Genomic DNA, 25952 nt, shown 5'->3' with positions numbered 1-25952 from the left:
CGGTGGCGGCGCGGCGCGCGGCCGACGGTGGCGCCGGCCATGCTTCGGCGATGCATCGGCGCGCCGCCAGGCCGCTTACGACGCGGCGTTCGGCGTGCGGCGCGGCTTCAGGCTCGCGAGCAGGATGCCGGTCACGACGCAGGCGAGAGCGAAGCCGTGCGCGAGCGTCGGGCGCTCGCCGAGAAACGCGATGCCGTAGATCGCCGCCGAGATCGGCAGCACGGCGCTGAACACGCCGGCCAGGCTGCCCGGCACATGGCGGATGCCGATCATCCACAGGCAGAACGAGAAGATGCTGGCCGACAGCGCATACCAGACGACGAGCGCCCAGGTGCCCGCCGGCACGGCCGCGTAATCGAAATGCGGCAGGGCGGTCAGGCCGAGCGGCAGCATCATCAGCATGCCGAGCAGGTGCGTGTAGGCGCAGATGTCGAGCGGGCGCAGCGTTTCGGTCAGGCGGCGCGACAGGATCACGTAGAACGATTCGCAGCAGACCGCGCCGAGGATCAGCAGGTTGCCGGCGAGCGAGCTTGCGTGACCCGGCGCGCTGGCCGCGGCATGGCCGCCCTGGGCGAGGTTGATCGCCACCACGCCGACGATCGCCAGCGCGATCGACAGCAGCGCGCGCCGGTTCGGCCGTTCGCGCAGGAACAGCCAGGCGAACAGCGCCACCACGGCCGGGATCGTGCTGGTGATCACGCCGGCGGCCACGGCGCTGGTGCGCTGCACGCCCATCAGCATCAGCAGCGTGAACATGAACGTGCCGAAGAACGCCTGCAGGAACAGGTTCAGCCATTCTTCGCGGCGCACGGCGCGCATCTTCGACGGCTTCCACAGCGGCCAGAGCACCGCGTTGGCGATCACGAAGCGCAGCGTGGCGAGGATCACGACAGGCACGGCCACCACGATGGTCTTGCCGATGCCGACGTTGCTGCCGACCAGCAGCATCGACAGGATGAGGATGAAGGCGTAGCGATTCAAACTGGAGTCCGGGCGTTGAGTTCAGTTAGGATTGTAACGGCCCGCGCGGGCCGTCCAGGCGGGCGCGCGTAAGAGATGGGTAAGTTCGAGAGCTTATCGTGTCGATGCGTCCGCGGGAGCGGTGCGGCGTCGCGCGATGCGGCGTTGCAACATTCCCGAGGCCGCGCCAAGCCGGAAACACGCGCACCAACACAAGTATCAATCAGACACCAGCAGTACGTGCGCCGCCCGGCCCCGACCGGCGGCGCCTGCAGTTCAGGAGGCACGGCGCACCGCGCGCCGTGGAAGCGGCGCATCCAAGTGCGCCGTCATGCAGTGAGTTTCACCTTGATCAAGGGGTTGTCGATGTCTGCGATTGAATCGGTTCTGCACGAACGCCGTCAGTTTGCTCCACCCGCCGCTGTCGAACAGGCGGCCACCATTTCCGGCATGGCCGCGTATCAGGCCCTGGTCGACGAAGCCGGCCGCGATTACGAAGGTTTCTGGGCGCGTCTTGCCCGCGAGACGCTCGATTGGCACAAGCCATTCGCGACCGTGCTCGACGAATCGAATGCGCCGTTCTACAAGTGGTTCGAGGACGGCGAACTGAACGCCTCCTACAACTGTCTCGACCGCCACGTCGCGGCCGGCCGCGGCGAACGCGTCGCGATCGTGTTCGAGGCCGACGACGGCACCGTCACGCGCGTCACCTACGCCGATCTGCTCGGCCGCGTCGTGCGCTTCGCCAACGCGCTCAAGCAGCGCGGCATCGGCAAGGGCGACCGCGTCGTCATCTATATCCCGATGTCGATCGAAGGCATCGTCGCGATGCAGGCCTGCGCGCGGATCGGCGCGACGCATTCGGTGGTGTTCGGCGGGTTCTCGTCGAAATCGCTGAACGAGCGCCTGGTGGACATCGGCGCCAGCGCGCTGATCACGGCCGACGAACAACTGCGCGGCGGCAAGACGCTGCCGCTCAAGAGCATCGCCGACGAAGCGCTCGCGATGGGCGGCTGCGAGGCGGTCAAGAGCGTGATCGTCTATCGCCGCACGGGCGGCAAGGTCGCTTGGGACGACAGCCGCGACCTGTGGATGCACGAGCTGGTCGCGAACCAGCCGGACGTGTGCGAGCCGGAATGGGTCAGCGCCGAGCATCCGCTGTTCATCCTCTACACGTCGGGGTCCACCGGCAAGCCGAAGGGCGTGCAGCACAGCACGGGCGGCTATCTGCTGTGGGCCGCGCAAACCATGAAGTGGACGTTCGACTGGACGCCGGACGACGTGTTCTGGTGCACGGCCGACATCGGCTGGATCACGGGCCACACCTACATCACGTACGGCCCGCTGGCGACCGGCGCGACGCAGGTGGTGTTCGAGGGCGTGCCGACCTACCCGAACGCGGGCCGCTTCTGGAAGATGATCGCCGATCACAAGGTCACGATCTTCTACACGGCGCCCACCGCAATCCGCTCGCTGATCAAGGCGGCCGAGGCCGACGCGGCCGTGCATCCGAAGGCCTACGATTTGTCGAGCCTGCGCATCATCGGCACGGTGGGCGAGCCGATCAACCCGGAAGCGTGGATCTGGTATCACAAGCACGTCGGCAACGAGCGCTGCCCGATCGTCGATACGTGGTGGCAGACCGAAACGGGCGGCCACATGATCACGCCGCTGCCGGGCGCGACGCCCACCGTGCCGGGTTCGTGCACGCTGCCGCTGCCGGGCATCGCCGCGGCGGTGGTCGACGAAACGGGCCAGGACGTGCCGAACGGGCAGGGCGGCATCCTGGTCGTGAAGCGGCCGTGGCCGTCGATGGCGCGCACCATCTGGGGCGACCCGGAGCGCTTCAAGAAGAGCTACTTCCCCGAGGAGCTGGGCGGCACGCTGTACCTGGCCGGCGACGGCACGGTGCGCGACAAGGACAGCGCCTACTTCACGATCATGGGCCGCATCGACGACGTGCTGAACGTGTCGGGCCACCGGCTCGGCACGATGGAGATCGAATCGGCGCTGGTGTCGCACGAATTGGTGGCGGAGGCGGCCGTGGTGGGCCGTCCGGACGACACCACCGGCGAGGCCGTGGTGGCGTTCGTGGTGCTCAAGCGCGCGCGGCCGGAAGGCGAGGAAGCGCAGCAGATCGCCAAGGCGCTGCGCGACTGGGTCGGCAAGGAAATCGGCCCGATCGCGAAGCCGAAGGACATCCGCTTCGGCGACAACCTGCCGAAAACCCGCTCGGGCAAGATCATGCGCCGCCTGCTGCGCTCGCTCGCCAAGGGCGAGCCGATCACGCAGGACACCTCCACGCTCGAGAATCCGGCGATCCTCGACCAGTTGGGCGAGGTGCGCTGAGCGGCAGGCTGGCCCTTCACCCGGCCGGCTCTCCGAATCGCCGGCTGGATGCACAGCCGGCATGCGCCCCGGCGCGGCAATCCCGATTCAATCCCGATTGCCCGCGCCGGGGCTTTTTTGTTAGATAAGCGGATGTCCGCTGCCTCGCGCCCGCCCTCGTCCCGCTCCTCGACGCCTTCGTCGACCGCCTCGCATCGCACCGAGCCGCCGCCGGTGCCGGCGCGGCTCGCGCGCGCGCATGCGCGCTACTGGCGCTTCAACCTGATCTTGATCGCGGTGCTGATGGCGATCGGCTTTGGCGTGTCGTTCGTCGTGCCGTTCTTCGCGCCGGCGCTGGCCGGGCTGCGCTTCGCCGGCTTCAGCCTGCCGTTCTATCTCGGGGCGCAGGGCGCGATTCTGATCTATCTGCTGCTGATCGCCGTGTACGTGTTGCTGATGCAGCGCGCCGACCGCACGCTGCGGCGCGACTATGCGGCGTTCGACGCCGGGCAGGGCGGCGAGCCCGAGCCGGCGCAATCGGACAGAACGAACGATGCGCACGATTCGCCCACCGGCACGCCGGGCCGCCCATGCTGACCCACCGCCTGATCCGCGCCTACGCGCTCTACACCGTCGGCTTCCTCGCGTTCGTGCTGCTGCTCTGGCGCATCGAGCGCTCGACCGGGCCGGGCGTGTGGATCGGCTACGTGTTCCTGTTCGTGCCGATCGCCGTGTATGCCGTGATCGGCCTGCTGTCGCGCACCTCCGATCTGGTCGAGTACTACGTGGCCGGGCGGCGCGTGCCGTCGGCGTTCAACGGCATGGCGACCGCGGCCGATTGGCTGTCCGCCGCCTCGTTCATCGGGCTGGCCGGCTCGCTCTACGCCACCGGCTACGACGCGCTCGCCTACCTGATGGGCTGGACCGGCGGCTTCTGCCTGGTGGCGTTCCTGCTCGCGCCCTACGTGCGCAAGCTCGCGCGCTACACGATTCCCGATTTCCTCGGCACCCGCTATTCGAGCACGCTGGTGCGCGCGCTGGCGGCCGGCGCGGCGATCCTCTGCTCGTTCGTCTATCTGGTCGCGCAAATTCAGGGGATCGGGCTGATCGCCACGCGCTTCATCGGCGTCGATTTCGCGATCGGGATCTTCTGCGGGCTGGCCGGCATTCTCGTGTGCTCGTTCCTGGGCGGCATGCGCGCCGTGACCTGGACCCAGGTGGCGCAGTACGTGATCCTGATCGCCGCGTTCCTGATTCCGGTGTCGCTGATCGCGATGAAGAACGGCCTCGGGCCGCTGCCGCAGGCGAACTACGGCAAGCTCATGACGAAGGTGGAGGCGCTGGAGGCCGAAGTGCGCGATTCGGCCGACGAGCAGGCCGTGCGCGACGCGTTCCGGCAGCGCGCGGCCGCGCTGCAGGGGCGGCTCGACCGATTGCCGGCCTCGTACGGCGAGGCGCGCGCGCAACTGGTGGACGAGCTGGCGGCGCTGCGCCGGCGCAACGGGCCGCTGCGCGAGATCAACCGGCGCGAGCGCGAACTGGCCGAATTCCCGCGCGATCCGGCGGCGGCGCGCGTGGTGTGGGAGCAGGCCCGCGACGACCTGCTCGCGCGCGCGGCCGTGCCGCTGCCGATGCACGCGCCGTTCCCGTCGGCCACCGACGAGGAGCAGCGCCCGCGCAAGCGCAACTTCCTCGCGCTGCTGCTGTGCCTCTCGCTCGGCACGGCCAGCCTGCCGCACATCCTGACGCGCTACAACACCACCACCTCGGTGGCCTCGGCGCGCCGCTCGGTCGGCTGGACGCTGTTCTTCATCGCGCTGTTCTACCTGACCGTGCCGGTGCTCGCGGTGCTGATCAAGTTCGAGATCCTCGCGCATCTGGTCGGGCAGCCGTTCGCCGAGATGCCGGCCTGGGTCACGCAATGGCAGCACTTCGAGCCCGATCTGATCGGCGTGGTGGACGTGATCCGCGACGGCATCGTGCACTGGTCCGACATCCAGATGCAGCCCGACATCGTGGTGCTGGCCGCGCCCGAGATTTCGGGGCTGCCGTACGTGATGTCGGGGCTGATGGCGGCCGGCGCGCTGGCCGCGGCGCTGTCGACCGCCGACGGCCTGCTGCTGACGATCGCCAACACGTTGTCGCACGACGTCTACTACCACATGGTCACGCCCGACGCGTCCGCGCAGCGGCGCGTGACGATCTCGAAGGTGCTGCTGCTCGGCGTCGCGCTGTTCGCGTCGTACGTGGCCTCGCTCAATACCGGCAAGATCCTGTTTCTGGTGGGCGCGGCGTTTTCGCTGGCCGCGTCGAGTTTCTTTCCGGTGCTCGTGCTCGCCGTGTTCTGGAAGCGCACCACCACGCGCGGCGCGGTGGCCGGCATGGTGACGGGGTTGGGCGTGTGCATCTGGTACATCCTGTCGACCTATCCGTTCTTCACGCAATTGACCGGATTCGCCGGGCCGACCTGGTTCGGCATCGAGCCGATCAGTTCCGGCGTATTCGGCGTGCCGGCCGGTTTTGCCGCCGCGATCGGCGTGAGCTTGCTCGACAAACGCCCGGACGCGTATACCGAGGCGCTGGTCGATTACATCCGGCATCCGTGACGGGGCTGCGCCGAGGTCGCGCCGTTCGGCGCCGGTCAACCCGCGCCCAGGCATCCGCGTTCAGCGTTCGCGCCGGCGCGTGCGGAAAAACGTCCACATCAACGCGCTCGCATCCGGCCCGCGCGCCGCGTTGAACGGCAGGCGTTCGTCGCCGCCGCTCCAGGCGTGGCCGAGCCCGCGTACCACGCACACCCGCACGATCGTGCGGCCGCGGCGGCGGTAATCCGCGATCAGCCGGTCGCCGTGTTCCGCCAGCACGCGCGTGCCGCTCGTTTCGTCGCCGTTCGCGTCGAGCATGCCGTTGACCCGCAGCCACTGACGCGCCGCCTGATCGGCGTTGACCTTCGCCACCACGCCGTCGAGTTCGCCGTGCACGATCAGCACCGGCATGCCTGGATGACGATCGACCGCCACGGTTGCGTCGATCAGGGCGACCGGATCGTCGCGGCTGCCGCGCTGCATGACGTGCAGCGCGTTGATCGACGACTGCGCGGCCCCGGCCACCGCGCCGGAATGCAGGCCGAGCGCCGCGAACAACCGCGGCTCGTGCAACGCCAGTTGCGCGGCCAGCCCCGCGCCGGCCGACATGCCGGCGAGATAGATGCGCGCCGGATCGAAGCCGTGCCGCTCGATCGTCGCGCGCACCAGCGAGGCGACCGCGTCCGCATCCGAGCCGGGCGCCGGCACGGGCGGGTCGAACCAGTTCCAGCAGCGATGCGGATGCCGGCCGGTCGATTGTTCCGGCAGCAGGACGGAGAAGCCGTGCTTGTCGGCGAGGCGGTCGATCCGGGTGCCGATCGCGAACGCTTCGGCGGTCTGCTTGCAGCCGTGCAGCATCACGACGAGCGGGCCGTCGCGCGCCGCGCCGGGCGGTTGATACAGCAGGTAGGTCAGGTGATTGACGAGTTGGCCGGGCGCGGGCGGGGCCGAGTGGAACGAGCGGATCCAGGTGCCGCGCGTCGACAGCGACGGGCGCGAGCGGGCGGCACGTTGCGTGCCCGAGGGCTGGGCCGATTTCGTGGCCGGGTTGGTGGCCGGTTTGGCGGCGGCCCGCTTGCGTGGCGCGGCAGGGGCGGGCTTCGGCACGGACTTTGACGCCGGACTTGATGATTGGGCGGCGGCGCGCCGTTTCGGCTTGTGCGTCGCCAGCTTCGAGAACGTGCTGAACAGCTTGAGCCAAGTGCTGGCGGCGGATCGACGACGAGGCATGATCGGGCGGCGGGCGCGTGGACAGCATCGTCAGCGCCGAATCGGTTGGCGACGTTGGGACGATACACGAGGTATTGGGCTTTTCCGTTGCAGCGTCGAGTCGAGCTGGAGCTGAAAACAAAAAGCCCCGCAAATCGTCGATTTTGCGGGGCTTGGTGTAGCAACTGAATTCTGGCGGAGAGAGGGTCCGTCTACTTACGGGACGTCTGAGTTCATCAAAATTCGTCTGAATCCTCGTAATCCCTTTGCTATCTTGGTTTTTGCTCCAGAGGTTGTTCGTTAGGGTTCACTTGATCGACGACGAACTTCGTTATAATCACACTCACATTTGATAGTCAAATTGATAGTCGAGCCATGCCGAGAGCCGCAAACAAACTTAGTCAACTGACGGTCACCAAGACGACCAAGCCAGGGCTCTACGCTGATGGTGGCGGTTTGTATCTGCAAGTCACATCAGCAGGGGTGAAGTCGTGGCTTTTCCGTTACATGCGTAGCGGCAAGGCGAGGGGGATGGGGCTTGGTCCTTTACACACGATCAGTCTCGCCGAAGCTCGAACGCGCGCCCTCGATTGCCGACGTCTTTTGCTGGATGGCATCGACCCGATCGATGCTCGCGACGCCGAGCGAGCAAAGCAACGCGTCGCGAAGGCGAACGACATTACCTTCAAGCAATGCGCAGACAAGTATATTGAGGCTCACCGCGCAGGATGGAAGAATGCGAAGCACGCCGACCAGTGGGCAAACACTCTGGCAACCTACGCCGTGCCCGTGTTCGATGTCCTGCCCGTCTCCAGTATCGATACCGCGCTGGTCATGAAAGTCCTCGATCCGATCTGGACGACGAAAACTGAAACCGCCTCCCGTGTTCGCGGGCGCATTGAGTCCGTGCTGGATTGGGCTACCGTGCGTGGCTACCGCACAGGGGACAATCCAGCACGGCTGAAAGGGCATCTGGATACATTGTTGCCGAAGCGCGCACGCGTCCAAAAAGTGAAGCACCACCCGGCGCTGCCCTACGCCGACCTGACAGAATTCATGAAACTTCTTCGAGTTGAAGAAGGTACAGCAGCACGCGCCCTTGAGCTTCTGATCTTGAGCGCGACTAGGACGAACGAAGTCATTGGCGCTAGATGGCCAGAATTCAAGTTGGACGAAGGCGTCTGGATCATCCCTGCGGAGCGCATGAAGATGCGCAAGGAGCATCGCGTGCCGCTGTCGGCACGGGCAATTGAGTTGATCAAAGCACAGGAGAACGTGAAGCAGGGCGACTACGTTTTTCCGGGTGCACGATATCAAAAGCCCCTTTCCAACATGGCGATGCTGCAACTGCTAGAGCGTATGAAGCGCAAAGACATAACGGTCCACGGCTTCCGGTCAACTTTCCGCGACTGGGCGGGGGAGACTACGCACTACCCACGCGAAGTGTGCGAAGCGGCGCTCGCGCACGGAATCAAGGACAAGGCGGAAGCGGCATACGCACGCGGCGACTTGTTTTTGAAACGCGCTGCGTTGATGCAGGACTGGGCAGATTTCACCGCGACGACACTCTCTCCAGACGCCTAGCTAGCCTTACACACGCGATGCATTTCGATGCAGTCGACAACTGAGCAAAGTTGAGAGGAACTGGTATTATTCGTTCAGGCACTGTTCCCGAAGAGTTCGGTGATGCGTCGATTCAGTCGAGCATTACGTGAACGTAGGTCTCCGGGTTCCAGAATATAAAAAGGTACAGCCGTCTAGTCCGTGCGCCATCAATGCGCCGGAGGACGCTGCTCGCCCCCTAAAGCCCCTCCTGCCTTGATGCGCCACGACCTTCCAATGAACCCTTTATTTAGGTTGATTGATGGCCCATCACCTCAAAAACTCTGTAGTGCCTGGTCGCCGAGCACCCGCTCGCGAGCCCGAAATGGCTTCGATGCAGTCGTTCCCGGTTGAAGTTGCAGCTGCATTCGGGACATCTGCTTCGCTCTCTGCGAAGACTGACAACGTAGTTGGCTGCAAGCCTCCGATTGATCGCGTTCTCCGTTTAGCCGAAGTTCTTGAAATCGTCCCCATCGGACGGACGAAGCTCCTGCAAATGGTCAAAGAAGGAGCGTTCCCGGCGCCGTTGCGTCTTACGACACGCATCCGGGGCTGGCGTCTTTCTGCGATCGAAAAATTTCTGGCGTCTGTGGAGGGCGAGTAAATGGCCTCTACTTCTTCTAAAAAGCGCATCTGCGGCGACGATGGCGAGGGCTGGGTGCGCCGGGGAGCGACTCACGCCAACAGCCGGCGAAAGCGCCGCTCGCCCGTTGAAAACGCTGCCCGTCAAAGCCCTAGTGTGGAGACGGAGAATTCGCCGGATCGATTCAAAGATGGCGAACCCGGCTTGTACGAATGGACCGATGGCAGCTATCAACGCATCTCCTCCGGGATCAAGTCGGTGGGCATGGTGATCGACGCCGATGGAGGCAGGCCTGCTCACGCGGTCGACGTATGGACGCTGAACGATACTAGCAAGCGCGTCGAAGTGCCGTGCGAGTTGGTCTATTCTCCCAATGAGCTGACGCGCCATCTCATCACGCGGGGAATGACAATCGAGCGGGTTCACAATGCCGCCCGTCGGATCGGCGATTACCTTTCCTCTCGTCCACCGCATCCGAACTTTGTCAGGACGACCTGCGACGGCTGGCAGATGCTCTGCGGCACACAGGCGTATGTGTTCGGTGGCAAGGCGTACTGCGCAGGGGACCGCATGCTCCTCGTGACGGGTAGCGAGCCTCTGACGTCCGGTCGTCCACAAGCCGGGACGCTTGCGCAGTGGACCGAGATCGTCAACCTGTGTGCCGGCAACCCGCTGCTCATCGTCGCACTGTGCGCGGCCTTCGCTTCGGCGCTACTTCATCCCTTTAGCCACGACGCCTTCGGTATCTCGTTCGTAGGCCGCTCCAGCACTGGCAAAACGACTGCGCTCCGACTCGCGCTTGCGCTCTTCGACTCCCCGTCGAATCCAGCAAATTTGATCGGCACGGCCAACGGTCTCGAGGCACTGGCGGCACAACACTTGCACATGCCACTGGTGCTCGATGAGATCGGACTGGCTTCGCCCGAAGTCATGGCAAATGCCGCCTATCGCTTGACGAACGGCTCCGGGAAACTTCGTGCATCTCCGGACGGCAGCCTCACTCCGGTCACGCGCATCTCATCCGTATCACTCACCGCTGGCGAGGAGAGCGTAGTGGACCGCATTGAACAGGGAGGTCGTTCGGCCAAACTTGGCCAGGTCGCACGTTTTACCGCACTGAACACCGACTACTTGCACGGCGCGTTTGCAAATCTGCACGGCGAAAGCGACGGAGCAGCGTTCGCGGAAAAGCTCGGCCGCATGCTGCAGGCGACCCATGGCATTGCGTGGGCACCGTTCGTGAAATATCTCGCCGAAAACATTCACACGGTGAAAGCGAAGCACAGGGAACGCGAAAATGGCGTCAAGGAGTACCTTACCAACGGTATCGCGTTCGATAGGGCAGATGGGGTATGTGCTCGCGTTCTCGACAATTTCTCGCTGATGTATCGCGCGGGTATCGTCGCTCGCTTGGCCGCCGTTTTCCCGATAACGGGAAAGCAGATCATCGACGCGTTGCGTGACTGCTTTCGCAAATGGCATGCGCAGTACCAGCAACGGCAGTCGACGCCCGATGAGGCTATCCTTGACGACGTGCGTTACTTCCTCCAGGCGCATCGCAACAAATTGCCCTCCTTGGCGGACTACATCAATCCCGAGCGCGACACGAAAACTGGCTTCACCTATACGCAGCGGGACGGCTCCGAGGTCTTTCTGATCTTTCCGGGCGCGCTTGCCACACTGAGACAGAAGCACGGTCGTATAGCGTTTCACGGCGCACTCATCAACGCCGGTTGGTTGTTGCCCGGTTCAAAAAATCGGCCGACGCAGCAGTACTTTATTCCGGAATCGGAAACCGAGCGTCCGTCGTTGTACACGTTCAAGAAGGCAGCCATCTACACAGAGTAGTCAGCGTGCGTACTAGCGGTTGGCAGCAGGGTGAAATCTACATTTCTACGTAGATTTCATCCTGCAGGCAGAAAATTAGAGAAACCTGGGATGCCGAGCAGCACTTCCGGTCGGCGGCGCGATCCGCATACTAATCTACTATGTCTAGTAATTCTCCCGCCCTCACACCCCCCCTTTCCCGTTCGTTTTTTTGGACAAAGTGCCGTTTTTCGAAAGTTGTAAAGGCCAAGTGCAGCCCATCGCTGCGAAGCAGCTCAACATGCACTTACCTTCACAGGCACACAATGCTCGACTTACTCCATATTGAAATAGCGCATCGGCACCGCGCATTCGGAAACAAGCGGATCAAGATATCGAAGGACCACAAGCAGAAAGTTACCTGCTTCACTGCTACGGTTCGCCTCGCGCCTAACGGAGCAAAGATAAAAGCGACGTCGTTGCGACACGGCACCGCGGTTAGCATCATATGCAACCCGTTGAAAGTTATGCAGGGGCACAATGTATTCGGAACGAACAATCTTCGCGCGCTCGCACCAGAGATCATCGTGCGAGTACTCGACCATCTGGCTGTGGCCTACATCGATGACGATGTTGCCGCATGGTTAGCAGGCAACTTCAATGTCCTGGCCGTCGACATCACGCATCGTTACCGCTTGCCTGAGAACGTCACCGTTTCCGATATTCGGCGGCACATGATTCGCAACATGGCTATCGAGCGTTATCGTCCCGCCGCATTGCTCCAGGGCACAGGGGTTCGCTTCAACGCCGTGTCAAGTTATGGTGCCTGGCTGATCTACGACAAATGCCAGGAGATGGAAGACAAACGAACGCATGCGTTTCCTGTTCTAGCAGCCGTGCATGGGGATCAGGCTGATGATGTGTGGAACTTGCTCACGACCACGGCGAAAAGCAGCGTGCGCGTCGAGCTCCAGCTCGAAAAAGAGTATCTGAAACAGCATGGCCTCAATCGCGGCTCGGCTTGGACTGCGCTTACAGCGAATGAAGTCTACGATCGCGAGCTTGCTGCGCTCCGGCTGGAGCGTCATAAGCCGATGAGCGTACTGCGTGATTCGACAGCGTCGGTCACCAATCGCATACATCGCCGCACGCTCGAATTGTGGTCGATGGGCCGCGATTTGAAAGCACTGTTTAGCCGAGCCACACTGGCGTCGCATCGCAAAGCGATCATTGACGCATGCGGCATCGATATCGAACGCGACGTGCCTGCGATCGAGCCGCTGCCGATGGTGGAATTGCTCGCCATCAGCAATCGTTTGAGCATACCGAAGTGGGTTCAGCAGTGTCCGCAGGCATACGCTCGTGTAGGCACCGCCGCCACGCGACGCAAATCGCGTTGGGACTGAGAGAAGTACGCTCAATGCAGCGCCCAAGATATCCGGTGCTGCCGAATGCGCCGGTGCTAGATCGTCAGTAGGTACATTTTTTCGCCGCGCTTGTTATCCGCCTCCCACGATTGCCGTGGGCAGGCGGCCACTCGCGGATATTTACCACTTTCGCCGACTGCAAGGCACTCCACGATCCAGACAGCTCAGGTAGTAGTCGGTGATTTCTTTCCCTCTCCGTGGATCGGTCACGTCGTCTTCGAAGACATCCTGAACCATCGAGGAAAGATAGGCTTGGGCAAGCAGCGGAAATCCGCCGACATAGGTCATCTCCTGCTCTTCAGACAGTCCCTTGTTCCGGCATCGGATAAATTGCTCAGCTCTGTTGTACTTCGGGTTGGCCAGGTCGGGGCAAATTCCGATCATCCTCTGAGCGGCGTCGAGCTGCTGCTGTCCCTCCTGCTGATCGCGCCGCTGCATAGCCTCATATTTTTGCTTGTCAGCAGCGTCAAGCGGACAGTTGGCGTTGCACGGCGGGTGCTGTTTCAGATAGTCGACCCGTTGCTGTTGAGCTTGCTGCGCCTGCTGCTGGGCAGTGTCCTGCTGCGGCATCAGATTTTTCACCGATGTGACTGCGTATTGAGCCGAGTGCATCGCTCCGAAAACTTGGTTCATCTGCGCATGTGCGGTAGACACTGCGAATGCTCCAGCGCAAACGATGGCGGAAACGTACAAGAACTTCATAGCTGCGTAACCCTTTGGATGGTTGAGAGTGCTTCGGCGAAACAAGCTGCCCTTGTGTTAGTGCGCGCCAACAAACGTGACCGACTGTGTGGACAGATTCCATGTAAGCCGCGACGGCGCTGACGCGCGGCACGTCATTATATTCTCCATGGAGAATAATATTCGTTATTAGGACCTTCTCTTGGAGGGCAGTGAGAATCGACACTGCCTCGTCAATCGGGGAGGGTTTCAGGCTTGAGCAACGTAGAACAGCTGGCACGGTCTATCGGCGGAGCCATCGCGGCTCGCCGGAAGGCCCTCGATATGACCCAGGAAAAGCTGTCCGAACTGATCCAAATAGAGCAGTCGTCTCTTTCCCGGATCGAGCGTGGGACGCTGATCCCCAGCCTGGAACGTCTCTCAGGTATCGCGGAGAGCCTTGAGTGTCCGCTCGCAGACCTGCTTCGCAATGCTGGCGTCGGTTCACATGACCGTGCATCGAGGATTCAGGCAAAGCTCTCGTCCTTGACTCCAGCGCAACAGCAAATTCTCGAGCGCCTTGTCGACGAGGCTCTTGCGCTTCTGGAAACTTCGCAAGGTAGAAAGCCCCAGAGGGCTACAGCGCGATCGACTAGAAAAGAAACGTGATCTTTGGCAGTAACGTCACGCAGCCGCGAGAAATCGGCTACAGATCTGCGACTTTCGCTACGACTGCTTCCTGTGTCGGATCGACATAGCACCAGCGAGTGCGACTTTTCGCTTATCGAATCCGGTGACGTACTGTGCGTGCTCACTCGATCTGATTCGAGCATTTGTTGTGTGCGTCAACCGTGCGTTGTAGGCCGCGAGTACGGGCTCTGCTTCCGCTGAGTCGATCACTAGCAACGTGTGTACGATAAAAATCCGGCCGGTTTTCCGTCCTTCGAGTCCGACAGCAAGTGCCGCATGCAGTGCGGTCTGACATGGCTGCCGAAAAGTCAGGATTACTGGCCGAGTACGCGACACCTCCTGCTCGCAGAATCGAAGAACTTCGGCATGCGATCCTTCGAAGTTGGTCGGATGTAGTCCCCAGTATAGTTCTCGAATCAATGTCTGCAGTTCATCAAGTGACACGCCTGAGAGATAAAACCGCTGTGCGCGACGCCAGAAGTCCGCTTCAGGGCTGCGACGACGCGACGACATACGCAGTGGATCAGATAGGCACCCAAGCATTGCGAGTGCCATTGCTGCTGCGTGCAGGGCACAGCCACCGTCCCAAGAGCCTTGAAAACTGAACGCTGGAGTATTCGAGCCGGCTAGCATGAGGCGTTGGCCGCACTGAAGAGCCGGATGGAGTTTTTGTACTGTGAACTCCATCGCGTCAGTATTCGGACGGCAACAAAAGAGTCGTTGATCGGCGATCTGCTTCGGTGATGATCCATAGCCGTTCGCGAATGTTTCCAAGTTCGTACACTGACAGCGGACGGGTCTGATTCGTAACAGCGAGATCGTTCGACCGAGCGTCGACTGTGCAGACCACTCCCCAATCTCCTTTGCCGTGTCGTCGAAGTAGCTCATCGGCGTTTGTGCCGGTTCGATCAAGAAGATCGAGCGCCCCGGGCGTAGCGACAATCAATCCGAGAGGGAACAGAGGACCACAATGAAACGTGTTCATAGTTAGGTATCCGGAATAATTTGAGCGTGCAAAGGCACCGAACTTATGTTCGGAAGCAAGCTCAAGGGTGGAAAGACTGAAACGCGAGGCGATACAAGAGCGTTTCAGGAAAGTTAGGTGCGGGAAGTAGGTCGCGGGAGCCGTTGAAGATGCGACGCCCAGGCAGAGCTGAAAGACGTGCAGGTAATCACGAGGCAGAGAGGCAAAACGCGAGATTTTTGCCAAAAAATGACAAAAACACTCAAAAACGGCTCATCTACGGGAGAAATGTATCACATTCCTCTCAAGAGCAATAAAAGGGTAGGATTGATCGTCATGTAATCGGCAATTTTTACTTTATTTGAGATTTGGCCCTCTCCCAGTCCGACTGATTGGGAGCGGAGATGCCCATGGGGCCAATTTTACGGCCCGTCATGGGCTCCGACTGACCGGGTCTAGGGTTTGGGTCGCGAGTGGCCGCACGGCGACACTATGCCCCGGGATTTTCGATTGAAATGAAATTGTAAATATTGGTGCGACGCGACATACTGCTGTCGGCCCAGGGTGGTCCGAAAAAACCGGGATTTTGCTCATTTTTTGAGCAAAAAAGGCCAGATAGGTTGTTCTGTAGTCCGAAGCCACCGTGAGGCAGCGACCAGCCTTACTTTTTATCCAGTCTAGGCCCACTTTGACTCAAACATCAACTTGAAGGCCGCCAGCGATGTGAGCGTAGTGAATAGATATCACTGGCCACGTCGTTCGGCACCCGTGGACGCTTCGCCAAAGTACATACGCTTGCCGGTTAGGACGTCGCAGCGCCGCCGCCCTTGGTGATCGGCAGTTCCGGCGAGCCGCCAGATGGAGGGGCCGCTATCGACCCGTCTCCACATTCGAACCTCAAGCATCCAATGGCTGTTCTTAGCTTAATTGCAGCCGCTGCGGCAGTTCAACTAACCGGTGCCACTTCGCGGTGTCGGCCGCGACGCGCTGGCCTATCTCGGACTGCATCACAGCGTCAGTGGCTGCAGAGTCGGCAAACTACCCCCTCGCAACTCGCACACCAGTCCCGGATTTTCCGACGATTTACGCTGGCGGACCGCCGGCGGGGTAAAATCCCTCCGCATTGTTACGCGCACCCTTAAAATAAACAAAAGTCCCAACGGCTCAAGGACATGGCTACAAACGAAGCGTTCTCCCGGGTGCTGATCGACGCCCTGCTGGCGGATCAGGGATGGAAGACCACCGACCCGACGCAGGTGCGGTACGAGGTGGTGATGCTGGACGGCACACGTGCCGACTACGTTCTATGCGACCGGCATGGGCGTTCGCTGGCTGTCGTCGAAGCCAAGCGCTTCACGACGAACCCAGCAGACGCTGCGGCGCAGGCGAAGCGCTACGCAGAGCACCTGAAAGTACCTTACATTTTTCTGGCAAACGGCGCCGAAGTGCTCTTTTGGGAGTGGCAAAAGCAAGCCTTTCCGCATCCGGTGAAGACATTTTTCAGGCAAGACGATCTCGAACGCCGCTTCGCGAGCCTGACCGTCCGCAAGGACCTGTTGTCCGTACCGATCGACCAGAAGATCGTGGAGCGGGACTACCAGGCCAAGTGTATCGACAAGCTCTGCGAGGAAATGCAGCAGGGCCGGCGCAAGTTGCTCGTCGAAATGGCGACGGGCACCGGCAAGACGCGTACGGCGGCGGCACTCATCAAGCGGCTGTTCGAAGCCAACGCCATCACTCGCGTGCTTTTCCTGGTGGACCGCATCCCACTGGCGAAGCAAACCGAAGACGCCTTCGCTGAAAACCTGCCGGACTATCCCGCGTACGTGCTGCGCGCGGGGCGCCGCTTCCAGGACGAGAAGCGAATCACGGTGACGACGTTGCAGAGCATGATCAACGTTTATACCGAGTATTCGTCTGGCTACTTCGATCTGGTCATTTCCGACGAGTGTCACCGCAGTATTTACGGGCAGTGGTCTGGCGTTCTCAAATACTTCGACGGTGTGCAGATTGGCCTGACCGCCACGCCCTGCGTCGCCAACCTCGACGACGCACAGGCCGATGAGGAAGACCATCAGTTCGTGCGCGACACGCTTCGGTTCTTTGAGGTCGATAAACCGAACTTCTCGTACAAACTGAAAGACGCCATTCAGGATGGCTGGCTCGTCCCATATCAGGTCTACGCAGCAAAAACCGTGAAGACAGCTGCAGAAGGCGGATTCGAGGTTCATCGCAACGATATCGACTGGTCCGCGATGGACGACGAGACCTCCGCTGAGTTCGAGCAACTGTTTGCGAGCCGCGACCCCATCATGATCGACCCGGCCGCTCTTGAGCGTCGGTTCACCATCCCCGAGCGTAACCGTGCCATCGTCCGCGAGTTCCGCGACGTGCTCAAAAACGGTTTCACGGACCAGAAGGGCGTACTCCGGATGCCGCTGATCGGAAAGACCATCGTCTTCGCGGTCAACAAGAAGCACGCCGAGACGCTGGCGAACCTCTTCGACGCCGAGTTCGCGGACAAAAAGCCGTCGCCGGATGTCCGTTATGCCGATTACGTGGTGTCGGGCGCAGGGCCGGACGACACGATCGACGCAATGGCGAAGATCAAACGGTTCAAGAAAGAGCAGTTTCCGCAGATCCTGGTGTCGGTCAACATGCTGGATACGGGTTTCGACTGTCCGGACGTCGTGAACCTCGTATTCGCGCGCTTCACGCGCTCCGCTATCCTCTATCAGCAGATGCGCGGTCGCGGCACACGAAAGGCGAAGAACAAGCCCGTTTTCACTATGTTCGACTTCGTGGGTGTGGTGGCGTACCACGGTGACGAGGACGCAGTGGGTGAGGGCGGCATCGTCGTGTCCAAGACGCCACAAACGAAGAAGTACGAACCGACGCGACTGCTGTCACTAGATGTGGACGATCACATCGACCCGTCCACGCGTGAGTGGATCACGATGGACGAGGACGGGAATATGCAGTTCCCAGACGCCTCGCAGCAGCGAGCCGAAGAATTGGGCGCTCGCTTCGAAGCATGGCGTTTGCAGCAGACCGTTTCGGCAGAACAGGACCGTTGGCTGCGCATCCTCGGTGCGCAGATCCGCGCAAACGCCGACGACCTCACGGAGTTGTTCGCAGAGCATTTCGCCTATTTCCATACCTTTTCGCAAATGGGCGGCCTGCGCGAAGCTGAGCGTGTCTTCGGATCGAGCGAAGCAGTCCAAAACATCATTGGCTCGCTGAACGCTGCGCTTTTCCCTGTCGACGATTCAGGCGCTCCTGACGCGCCAAGCGACCAGCCGGTTGCGCACTAACTTCATCAATACGCAAGGTAGGACCTATGCCATTAACTCCGAACATGCGGCGGTCGATTGACCAGATTCGAGATTACCTGTTCGGCGGCGGTTATCCGGACCCGGTGTCAAACGCAGAACAACTGTCGTTCCTGTTTTTCTTCTACCTCATCGAAGGCATTGACGCCGAGAACACCATGAAGGCCCGGGTGCTCAAGCGCCCGTATCCGAGCCTGTTCGCTGGCGAGTGGAACGTGAAGAACCCGCTCAACGCCGATGCTGGCAAAGACACGATCCCGCGTGACCGTTTCAAATGGTCGGTGTGGGCGAAAGCCATGTCGGGCGAATCGCTCGTGCGCTTCCTGCGCGATGAAGTGTTTCCGTTCTTCTCCGCAATGGGCGAAAACGCGGCGCACAACTTCATGGACGGGGCGCGTCTGAACATCACGGACCCGACCGTGCTCACGCAGGTGATCAACCTCGTGGACGGTCTAAGGCTGGATGCGGCGGACGCTGACACGAAAGGCGACCTCTTCGAACATGTCCTGCGGCAAATCAAACAGGCTGGCGAACTTGGTCAGTTCCGCACGCCCCGGCACGTGATCCGGTTTATCACGGAAATGATAGACCCGAAGATCGGGGAAACCATCTACGACCCTGCTGCGGGCACCGCCGGATTCCTTGTTGCCGCCTACAACCACATCCGTGTAGCGAACTCCTCCCCCAGTGCAATCGAGTTGGTCGAGATGGACGGCAAGCAGCAACGGCGCGGCGCGGGTGACCGGCTGTCAGTCGCACAAAACACGGCGTTACAGAACGCAACCTTTTACGGGAATGACGTCGATCCAAAGATGGTTCACCTAGCGACGATGAACCTCATCTTGCGCGGGTTGCCGAACGTTCGGGTCCGCCTGCGTAACGTCCTGACGACGACCATCGAACGCGAGCATAAGGAAGCGTTGGGTCTGCCGGTCGATGGTTTTCATGTAATCCTCGCTAACCCGCCGTTCGCCGGTCGCGTGGACAAGGACCGAGTGGTGGAGGATGTGAAGGTTGGCAGCAGCACTGCGACCGAGCTGCTCTTCTTGAAATACATGATCGACAGTCTGCGCGACGGTGGAAGGTGCGGTGTCATCATCCCGGAAGGCGTTCTGTTTGGCTCTACCGGTGCTCACAAGGAACTCCGGCGCCAACTGGTCGAGAACAACCGAGTCGATGCGGTCCTTTCGTTACCAGGCGGAGTGTTCCAGCCGTACTCTGGCGTAAAAACTTCGGTGCTGTTCTTCAGGAAGGGCGGGCGCACGGAGAACGTGCTGTTCCTGCACGCGGACAATGATGGCTACAAGATGGACGCGAACCATGACGTCCCCATTGAGGCCGACGACTTGCCCGACCTAGCGAACGTGTTCTACGAGCGTGAGACGAAACTGACCGCTTGGCAAGGCCGAACCGCCGAGGACGAATGGCAGGAAAAATGGTGGTTCGCTGACGTGGCCACGCTGCGCGCCAACGAGTTCAAGCTTTCCGCCGGGCAGTACCGTCCGCTGAGCAACGCTGCGGTCGAGCATCGAGACCCGAAAGAACTGCTCGACGAACTGGCGGCGCTCGAAAATGAGATCGCCGGGGAAGTGCAGGCGTTGAGCACGGCGTGGGTGGAGTTCGTTCAATGACCACTCAGCAGTTAAGAGACCTGTGCGCGATCCGGCATGGCGGTACGCCGAGCAAGGCCAATGCCGCGTTCTGGCGGGGCGACATTCCTTGGGTATCGCCCAAGGATATGAAAAGCAGCCTGATCCAGGACGCCACGGACCACATATCGGCCGAAGCGGTCGAAAACTCCGCGACAAGCCTCGTTCCAGCGAAGACGATTCTGGTGGTTGTGCGCTCCGGCATCCTTGCGCATACCCTACCCGTCGCACAGACGGCGCGCCCGCTCGCGTTCAACCAAGACATCAAAGCCTTGACGCCGGACGCCAGCAAAGTGGATCCGGACTATGTGTACTGGTTCTTGCGTGCACGCGCGGCGCACACCATCCAGCAAGGTGTGAAGAAGGGAGCAACCGTCCACAGTTTGCGATCTGGTTTCCTGGAGGGCCTTCCGGTTCCGATGCGCTCCGACGCCAAGCAGCGCGAGATAGTCGATCTGCTGTCCCGAGCGGACGGCATTATCAAACTGCGTAAAGATGCGCAGCGCGTTGTGGCAGATCTTCTGCCTGCCACCTTCGCGGGGATCTTCGGCGACCCCGGAACCAATCCGATGGACTGGCCGATGTCCACATTTGGCGACATCCTTGCATCGGCGGACTACGGCAGCAGTGCGAAAGCGTCCAGTGACGCGGTTGGGTTGCCGATGATCCGAATGGGGAACGTGACCTATGCGGGCGATCTGGACCTGAACGATTTGAAATACGTCGAGTTGGAGGCCGAAGAGGTCGAGCGGTTTGGGCTGCGTGAGGGCGACATCCTGTTCAACCGGACCAACAGCAAGGAGCTTGTTGGCAAGACTGGTCTTTGGGACGGATCAACCGATGCCATCCTTGCGTCGTATTTTATCCGGCTCCGTGTGAATCGTACGATGGTCTCGCCAACCTACGTGTGGGCGTTCATGAACTCCCCGCACATGAAGCGGGTGCTTTTCGCCACGGCGCGCGGCGCAGTCGGGCAATCGAACATCAACAGCAAAGAGTTAAAGGCGTTTCGTATTCCGTTGCCGCCCGAGCATTTGCAGAAGAAGTTTGAGGAGCAGTGCCGGGCGCTTGCCGACGTGGCGGCTCAGCAGCGTCGGTCGCTGGAAAAAGCCGAGGCCGCATTCCGTGCTCTAATGGCTCAGTGTTTTCCAACGTGAGCCATCTCAGACCCTGAGGCTAAGGGCTCTATCCACACCTGACGACTACCCCGCATGAACGCGACGTTCTACGCCGGGATCGCCGGCTTGCACCTGCCGCCCGGCAAGGACGAGATCGACCTCGGGCAAGGTTTAGTCCTGCGTCGCACGTATGCGCACCTCATGAGTTCGTACACGATGGCGTTCAACCCGCCCGAGGCGCCGGGCAAGCATCACCCGGGCCCGTGGAAGGCGATGTCCCGTCACGACAGATTCGACGTCCACGTGGAACTGGTCATCCCCAGCTGCTATAAGCCACCAGGGGATCTAACACCGTACGAGGTCGCTCGCACTATCACTAGCGTGCTGCGGCTGTTCGTCAATCCGATTATTCGCTTTCTCGTGCAATCGACGCATTCCCTCTCCGAGGTAGCGTCGCTGCCGGATCAGGAGATCTGTCTCACGCCCGTCGAATCCACGAAGCAATACGTCGAACTGGCTCTGGGGAACCCCGGCAACGAGGCGGCGCACCTCGATTGGGTGCGCAAATACTGGTCGAACGCCGTCGCGCTCATGGCATCGCACGCGGACTTCCGCCTGGCGATGGAAGCGTTCGAACTGTCCACGTTTGTCCCGCACCACGCGCTGACGCTCGTGTCGCTGTGGGGCGCGCTCGAAGCGCTGTTCTCGCCCTCCACGTCGGAACTGCGGTTCCGCGTGTCGGTGCTCATCGCGTCGTACGTGCACCCACCCGGTGAACCGCGGCTGGCTCTCCAACGCGAGATTTTCGACCTGTACGACAAACGGTCCGCCGCGGCGCACGGGAAACCGAAGCACAACACCATGCACCTCGTTCAGACGTTCAACATCCTGCAACGGGTGCTCGTGCGGATGGTCGAGGAGGGCGAGGTCCCCAGCAAGACGGCGCTCAACAACATGTTACTGGGCGCACCATAAGCGGATCGGCGCCACGCGCCGTGGCTTTCCCCCTCTGACGCACAGGTCCTGCCGCCCCTTCGCATCGTCCGTGAGGACATGCACGGACGGCGCCGTTGAACGGAAACTGGAGGTGCGCTTTTGAGTATCGGCGGCGTTCACACAAAGCGTTTCGGCCGCGGATCAAGACGCATTAGGCGTTTGTACGAGTCCTTTTCGACTCTCCTCGCGCACGTCCGCTAATTACAGTTCAACGGTCGTTTAGCCGTAGTATCCAGATGGCCGCTTTTGGCCGCAAGCAACCAAGTGCGGCCGACCTTAGTCGACCCATTGCAGTCCTTCGTGCCCTTTTCCAGAAGACGTTTGTTCTAAACGTCGGTGACCATTCTTCGGTAAAACGCAGCTGGTGGCCGATTTGACGGCGAACGGTGAGGCTATGTCACCATTGTCGTCGCCTCTTTGTGCCCGCTCGCCGGCCGGACTCGTCTTATCAGTGGCTATGCGTGCTGCAATTTCGCGATCTACATTTCATCTAAACTTCAGACGCGTGGCACAATGAAGGCAGAACCCGGGGTGTGCAGCGTTGCGTTGAAGAGCGCTCGAATTCTTGTGGGATAGACGTGTGATCAATAAACCCTAGAGCATGACGCTAGATTCTCTATATACAACCCTCGAACGTTGGTTCGCACGGAAGACAGCAAACTCCGGCGTGCGACGCACTTCGGACTCACAGATTGCGCTAGCTAGCGACATTGGCCTCGTTCGCGAAGAAAACCAGGATCGCGTAGGCGCAATGCGTTTTCGCGATAGCGACGCAAGCAGTGTCGTCCTGGTAGCGCTCGCAGACGGAATGGGTGGAATGCGCGACGGCGGTCAATGCGCGGCGATGGTTCTTGCCAGGTTCTTCGCGGATTTCGCGAGCTCGACCGGCAAGGATTACGAATCCCGACTTCTTGCTGCAGTGCTCGCCGCCAATCGAACGGTACACGAACGGTTTAGTGGAGGCGGTGGGGCGACACTGAGCGCCATTCTTGCAACCCAAAGCGGTAAAATCTTCGCTGTGAACGTCGGCGATAGTCGCATCTATCGCTTTGGATGGAGACTCCTCCAACAACTGACGACCGACGATACGCTTGCGGGACAGCTGAATCGAAAAAGCGAAGGAATCGGAAGCAACGAGCTTCTACAGTTTGTAGGCATAGGCCGGGAAATCGAGCCGCATGTCTTCGAAACAGAGAATGATTTTGGGACGACGGGCTTTCTACTGACGTCAGACGGAGTGCATTTTCTGCCGAAGGAGTCAATGGAAGCGGTGATGTCGCATGCCCCCGAGCCGCCAATAGGAATGAAGCGACTCGTCGACCTCGCGAAATGGAGCGGAGGACACGACAATGCGAGCGCTGCATTAGTGCTAGCACCACCGGCGCCGATTTCTGACTTGGCGGACGATGCCTACTTAGCGGTCGAAGTATGGGACCCGTTTGGCGACGTGCAATGCGTGATCTTCGCGAAACAGCCTCCGAAAGTCGTTGTTGAAAACTCACGGATCGTGCCACCGACTCCGAAGGTGGAGAAAGTCGCGACGAAGAAGTCGAGAGCACCTCGTAAGCAGAAAAATAAAACCTCCCCTGCGATGCGGCAGGAGAAAGATAGCGGGGCAATGGGAGGGACGGGCACGCCTAGTGCGGAGGTAAAAGGAGAAGACAAGCCAAATGCTCCGCAGTTGATCATTGATTTTCCGAATAAATCATCTGGCCGGTGATTGTCAAGAAATGAATAAATTACCTGAGAGGTACGTGGCGGATGGACGACACGCTGCGGGCGGCATGGGGTCCGTCATTTTTTGCGACGATACGCATCTCGACCGTAAAGTTGCAATCAAGTTTATCGCTAATGCCCAAGATCAACGTCGAATAGTTGATGAGCTGAAAGCCCTCCTAAAAATGCGTTCGAAACATGTCGTGCAGGTTTTCGACATTGTTTCCGATGGCAAAGAAGTCGGAATCGTTCAAGAGTTCATCAACGGGACGGACCTTCTCGATATCAAGTTGCCATTTGGTACGCCAGACCTCTACATGCGCGCCATCTGGCAAGTTGCAGCCGGGATCGCTGACATTCACGCCATAGACGTAATCCACCGCGACATCAAACCCAACAACATGCGCCTCGACCCCGAGGGTATAGTTAAGATCTATGACTTTGGGTTGGCACGTGACGATGGCAAAGATGCAAAGACCCAAGGTTTTGTTGGCACACCGCATTTTGCAGCTCCAGAGTTGTATCGGTTCGCAGATGTGCGCTTCACAAAAGCAGTCGACGTTTACGCGTTCGGTGTTACAGCTTTGTACCTTGCGAAACAAAACCTGCCCGCGGAGCTAAAGGCTATGCCGCCTCGGCTGGGGGGCATCAATTTTTTTGCTGACGTCGAAATTCCGCTTCCTGTCGCTCAGATCCTGAATCTGTGTTTGAGGGAAATTCCGGAGGAACGGCCGATCATGTCGGAGGTGCGCGATGTTTTGGCCCGCTATTTGTTGAGAGACAGGCACCAGGCGGTAGTAGTATTCCAGAATCGCTCTTCTACCCTCAATTCAACGAATCGGGAGGTGCGCCTGAACTTGCAGGGAGCTGGGATGTTGAGGATCCGTTATGACGGACTCACGTTTCAAGTCATGGAATTTTCTGGTGCAGTCGCTATTAACAATCGTGATGCCGAACAAGGCATGATTTTGCCTGGATCATGCGTGGTGGCGCTTGGAGAACCGCAGTCGCGAGATCGCAAATACATCACGTTCGACTTATCTCAGCCGGAGATTGTTCTATGAGTGGCCCCTTAAAGGATGGAACCTGCGTCGGTGCCCGATACACGGTGATCGGTTACTTGGGTGAGGGCGGCATGCAGTATGTCTACAGAGCGCACGACCGCGTCCTTGACCGCGACGTAGCTTTGAAGACACCAAAAAACAGTGCGGCGAGCAAACGGTTCAAGCGAAGTGCCGTGCTTTCGGCCAGCGTAAATCATCCGAACGTCGCTAAAACATTGGATTACCTTGAGGTCGACGAACAGCTGTTCCTGATTGAAGAACTAATCGAAGGAACTGACCTCGACCGTGCCCTGTTGAGCGAGGTGAAGCACGTTGATCCGTATCTGGCGGCGAAGATTTTCCACCATATCGCGAAGGGCGTAGCGGCTGCTCACCACGCCGGAGTCGTTCACCGAGACCTAAAGCCGACTAACATCATGTCGACAGGTGGTCTCGGTGTGGTGGAGTTGAAGGTCACGGACTTCGGGATTGCGAAGATGGCAGAGGAGGAGATTGTCGAGGCCGTGGAAGGTGGCAGTTCGACGATTACGACCTCTAGAACAGCTCTCGGCGCGCTTCCCTACATGGCTCCCGAAGCCATAGACACACCCAGGGACGTCGGACGCCCTGCCGACATTTGGTCCATCGGCGCAATGATGTATCACCTGATGACCGGAGAGACACCGTATGGCGTCGGTTTGCGCGTCGTCGCAAAGATTCTTGAGGCTGCGCCGCCAGTATTTCCTGCATTCGTGACGTCAAACCCGCAATTTTCCCCGCTTTCAACCAGGCTGATTGCGCTCGTCCATCGATGCATGGCGAAAGACCCGTTGAACCGGCCGACTGCGGATGAACTCGTCCAGCTCTGCGGTGAATTATGTTATCCCGTAACGCTGCGATATCGAGGTCGAGTTAAGGATATCCGCTACGATGCGTGGGGATTCATCAACTGCGGCGGAGCCGATGTTTTTTTTCACAATTCAAGTGTCTACGGAGATAAGCCAAAAGTTAACGATCAAGTCGTTTTTTCGAGCTTCGATGGTGATGGCGCCTTTCGCGCGCACCCAGTCATGCTGATACGCCGAGGCTGAAATTGACGATTCTCGTCTCGGAGGCCCAAGAACTATCGTATCGAGAAGATATAAGGCCCCGAGACAGCGCACATATTTCGTTCAGCCACTACGGGCTGGTTCTCAATCGATTGCTCTCGAATTACTAAGAGTTTGAAGCACTGATCGTATCGTTCTCGGCAGTCCGTTGAAATGCTGCTCCCCCAGCGGCGTT

The 25952-nt window shown here is 60.2% G+C and carries 19 protein-coding genes; 15 read left to right on the top strand and 4 right to left on the bottom strand.

Annotated elements, in window-relative coordinates; genetic code table 11:
- Window positions 1–75: 75 nt before the first annotated feature.
- Window positions 76–981: a DMT family transporter gene (locus G3N92_RS07105; protein WP_206126752.1), complete on the bottom strand. Its 906-nt coding sequence runs from the start codon at window positions 979–981 to the stop codon at window positions 76–78.
- A gap of 345 nt (window positions 982–1326) precedes the next feature.
- On the opposite strand from G3N92_RS07105, the gene acs reads away from it, so the two are divergent.
- From acs to G3N92_RS07090, 3 genes are all read left to right on the top strand, one after another.
- Window positions 1327–3309 carry an acetate--CoA ligase gene (gene acs / locus G3N92_RS07100; RefSeq protein ID WP_206126751.1) on the top strand — a complete coding sequence of 661 codons (1983 nt, stop codon included), beginning with the start codon at window positions 1327–1329 and terminating at the stop codon, window positions 3307–3309.
- Window positions 3310–3441: 132 nt separating this feature from the next.
- A complete protein-coding gene (locus tag G3N92_RS07095; protein ID WP_206126750.1) occupies window positions 3442–3885 on the top strand; it encodes a DUF4212 domain-containing protein in 444 nt (147 codons plus the stop codon).
- On the top strand, window positions 3879–5894 hold the full coding sequence (locus G3N92_RS07090; protein ID WP_206126749.1) for a sodium:solute symporter family protein: 2016 nt from the start codon (window positions 3879–3881) through the stop codon (window positions 5892–5894). The genes G3N92_RS07095 and G3N92_RS07090 overlap by 7 nt, the downstream gene beginning before the upstream one ends.
- A gap of 60 nt (window positions 5895–5954) precedes the next feature.
- Here the strand turns inward: G3N92_RS07090 and G3N92_RS07085 are convergent, their stop codons facing one another.
- Window positions 5955–6980 (bottom strand): PHB depolymerase family esterase, encoded by a 1026-nt coding sequence (locus G3N92_RS07085; RefSeq protein WP_339385832.1) that lies wholly within the window; start codon window positions 6978–6980, stop codon window positions 5955–5957.
- A 477-nt stretch (window positions 6981–7457) separates the two neighbouring features.
- On the opposite strand from G3N92_RS07085, the gene G3N92_RS07080 reads away from it, so the two are divergent.
- The 4 genes from G3N92_RS07080 (at window position 7458) to G3N92_RS07065 (ending at window position 12479) form a co-directional block, all read left to right on the top strand.
- Window positions 7458–8666: a site-specific integrase gene (locus tag G3N92_RS07080; protein WP_206126747.1), complete on the top strand. Its 1209-nt coding sequence runs from the start codon at window positions 7458–7460 to the stop codon at window positions 8664–8666.
- 343 nt (window positions 8667–9009) lie between these two features.
- On the top strand, window positions 9010–9288 hold the full coding sequence (locus G3N92_RS07075; protein ID WP_241014632.1) for an AlpA family phage regulatory protein: 279 nt from the start codon (window positions 9010–9012) through the stop codon (window positions 9286–9288).
- Entirely contained in the window at window positions 9289–11115 is a 1827-nt protein-coding gene (locus G3N92_RS07070; protein WP_206126746.1) for a DUF927 domain-containing protein, read from the top strand.
- Between the two features lie 284 nt (window positions 11116–11399).
- Complete coding sequence (locus tag G3N92_RS07065; RefSeq protein ID WP_241014631.1) at window positions 11400–12479, top strand: phage/plasmid replication protein, II/X family; 1080 nt, start codon at window positions 11400–11402, stop codon at window positions 12477–12479.
- Window positions 12480–12620: 141 nt separating this feature from the next.
- On the opposite strand, the gene G3N92_RS07060 is transcribed toward G3N92_RS07065, so the two are convergent.
- On the bottom strand, window positions 12621–13154 hold the full coding sequence (locus G3N92_RS07060) for a hypothetical protein (protein ID WP_339385831.1): 534 nt from the start codon (window positions 13152–13154) through the stop codon (window positions 12621–12623).
- A 282-nt stretch (window positions 13155–13436) separates the two neighbouring features.
- Here G3N92_RS07060 and G3N92_RS07055 point away from each other — a divergent pair, with 282 nt between their 5' ends.
- Window positions 13437–13829, top strand: a complete 393-nt coding sequence (locus G3N92_RS07055) for a helix-turn-helix transcriptional regulator (RefSeq protein WP_277396141.1) — start codon at window positions 13437–13439, stop codon at window positions 13827–13829.
- A 712-nt stretch (window positions 13830–14541) separates the two neighbouring features.
- Here the strand turns inward: G3N92_RS07055 and G3N92_RS34885 are convergent.
- Entirely contained in the window at window positions 14542–14835 is a 294-nt protein-coding gene (locus G3N92_RS34885; RefSeq protein WP_241014630.1) for a hypothetical protein, read from the bottom strand.
- Window positions 14836–15986: 1151 nt separating this feature from the next.
- On the opposite strand from G3N92_RS34885, the gene G3N92_RS07050 reads away from it, so the two are divergent.
- The 7 genes from G3N92_RS07050 (at window position 15987) to G3N92_RS07020 (ending at window position 25759) form a co-directional block, all read left to right on the top strand.
- Window positions 15987–18128 (top strand): DEAD/DEAH box helicase family protein, encoded by a 2142-nt coding sequence (locus tag G3N92_RS07050; RefSeq protein WP_206126743.1) that lies wholly within the window; start codon window positions 15987–15989, stop codon window positions 18126–18128.
- A 26-nt stretch (window positions 18129–18154) separates the two neighbouring features.
- Window positions 18155–19777, top strand: coding sequence for an N-6 DNA methylase (locus tag G3N92_RS07045; RefSeq protein WP_206126742.1), 1623 nt, complete (start codon window positions 18155–18157; stop codon window positions 19775–19777).
- Window positions 19774–20952 (top strand): restriction endonuclease subunit S, encoded by a 1179-nt coding sequence (locus G3N92_RS07040; RefSeq protein WP_206126741.1) that lies wholly within the window; start codon window positions 19774–19776, stop codon window positions 20950–20952. The genes G3N92_RS07045 and G3N92_RS07040 overlap by 4 nt, the downstream gene beginning before the upstream one ends.
- A 54-nt stretch (window positions 20953–21006) precedes the next feature.
- Window positions 21007–21888, top strand: a complete 882-nt coding sequence (locus G3N92_RS07035) for a hypothetical protein (RefSeq protein WP_206126740.1) — start codon at window positions 21007–21009, stop codon at window positions 21886–21888.
- A 622-nt stretch (window positions 21889–22510) separates the two neighbouring features.
- Window positions 22511–23629, top strand: coding sequence for a PP2C family serine/threonine-protein phosphatase (locus tag G3N92_RS07030; protein WP_277396140.1), 1119 nt, complete (start codon window positions 22511–22513; stop codon window positions 23627–23629).
- A gap of 10 nt (window positions 23630–23639) precedes the next feature.
- Window positions 23640–24689 carry a serine/threonine-protein kinase gene (locus G3N92_RS07025; protein ID WP_206126738.1) on the top strand — a complete coding sequence of 350 codons (1050 nt, stop codon included), beginning with the start codon at window positions 23640–23642 and terminating at the stop codon, window positions 24687–24689.
- A 44-nt stretch (window positions 24690–24733) separates the two neighbouring features.
- A complete protein-coding gene (locus G3N92_RS07020; RefSeq protein ID WP_206126737.1) occupies window positions 24734–25759 on the top strand; it encodes a serine/threonine-protein kinase in 1026 nt (341 codons plus the stop codon).
- The last annotated feature ends 193 nt before the right edge of the window (window positions 25760–25952 follow it).

It is taken from the genome of Burkholderia sp. Ac-20379 (genome assembly GCF_017104645.1).
Classification (GTDB): Bacteria; Pseudomonadota; Gammaproteobacteria; order Burkholderiales; family Burkholderiaceae; genus Burkholderia.
Note: the sequence above shows the minus strand (reverse complement) of the source record. Positions and strands in the feature narration are given on the sequence as shown.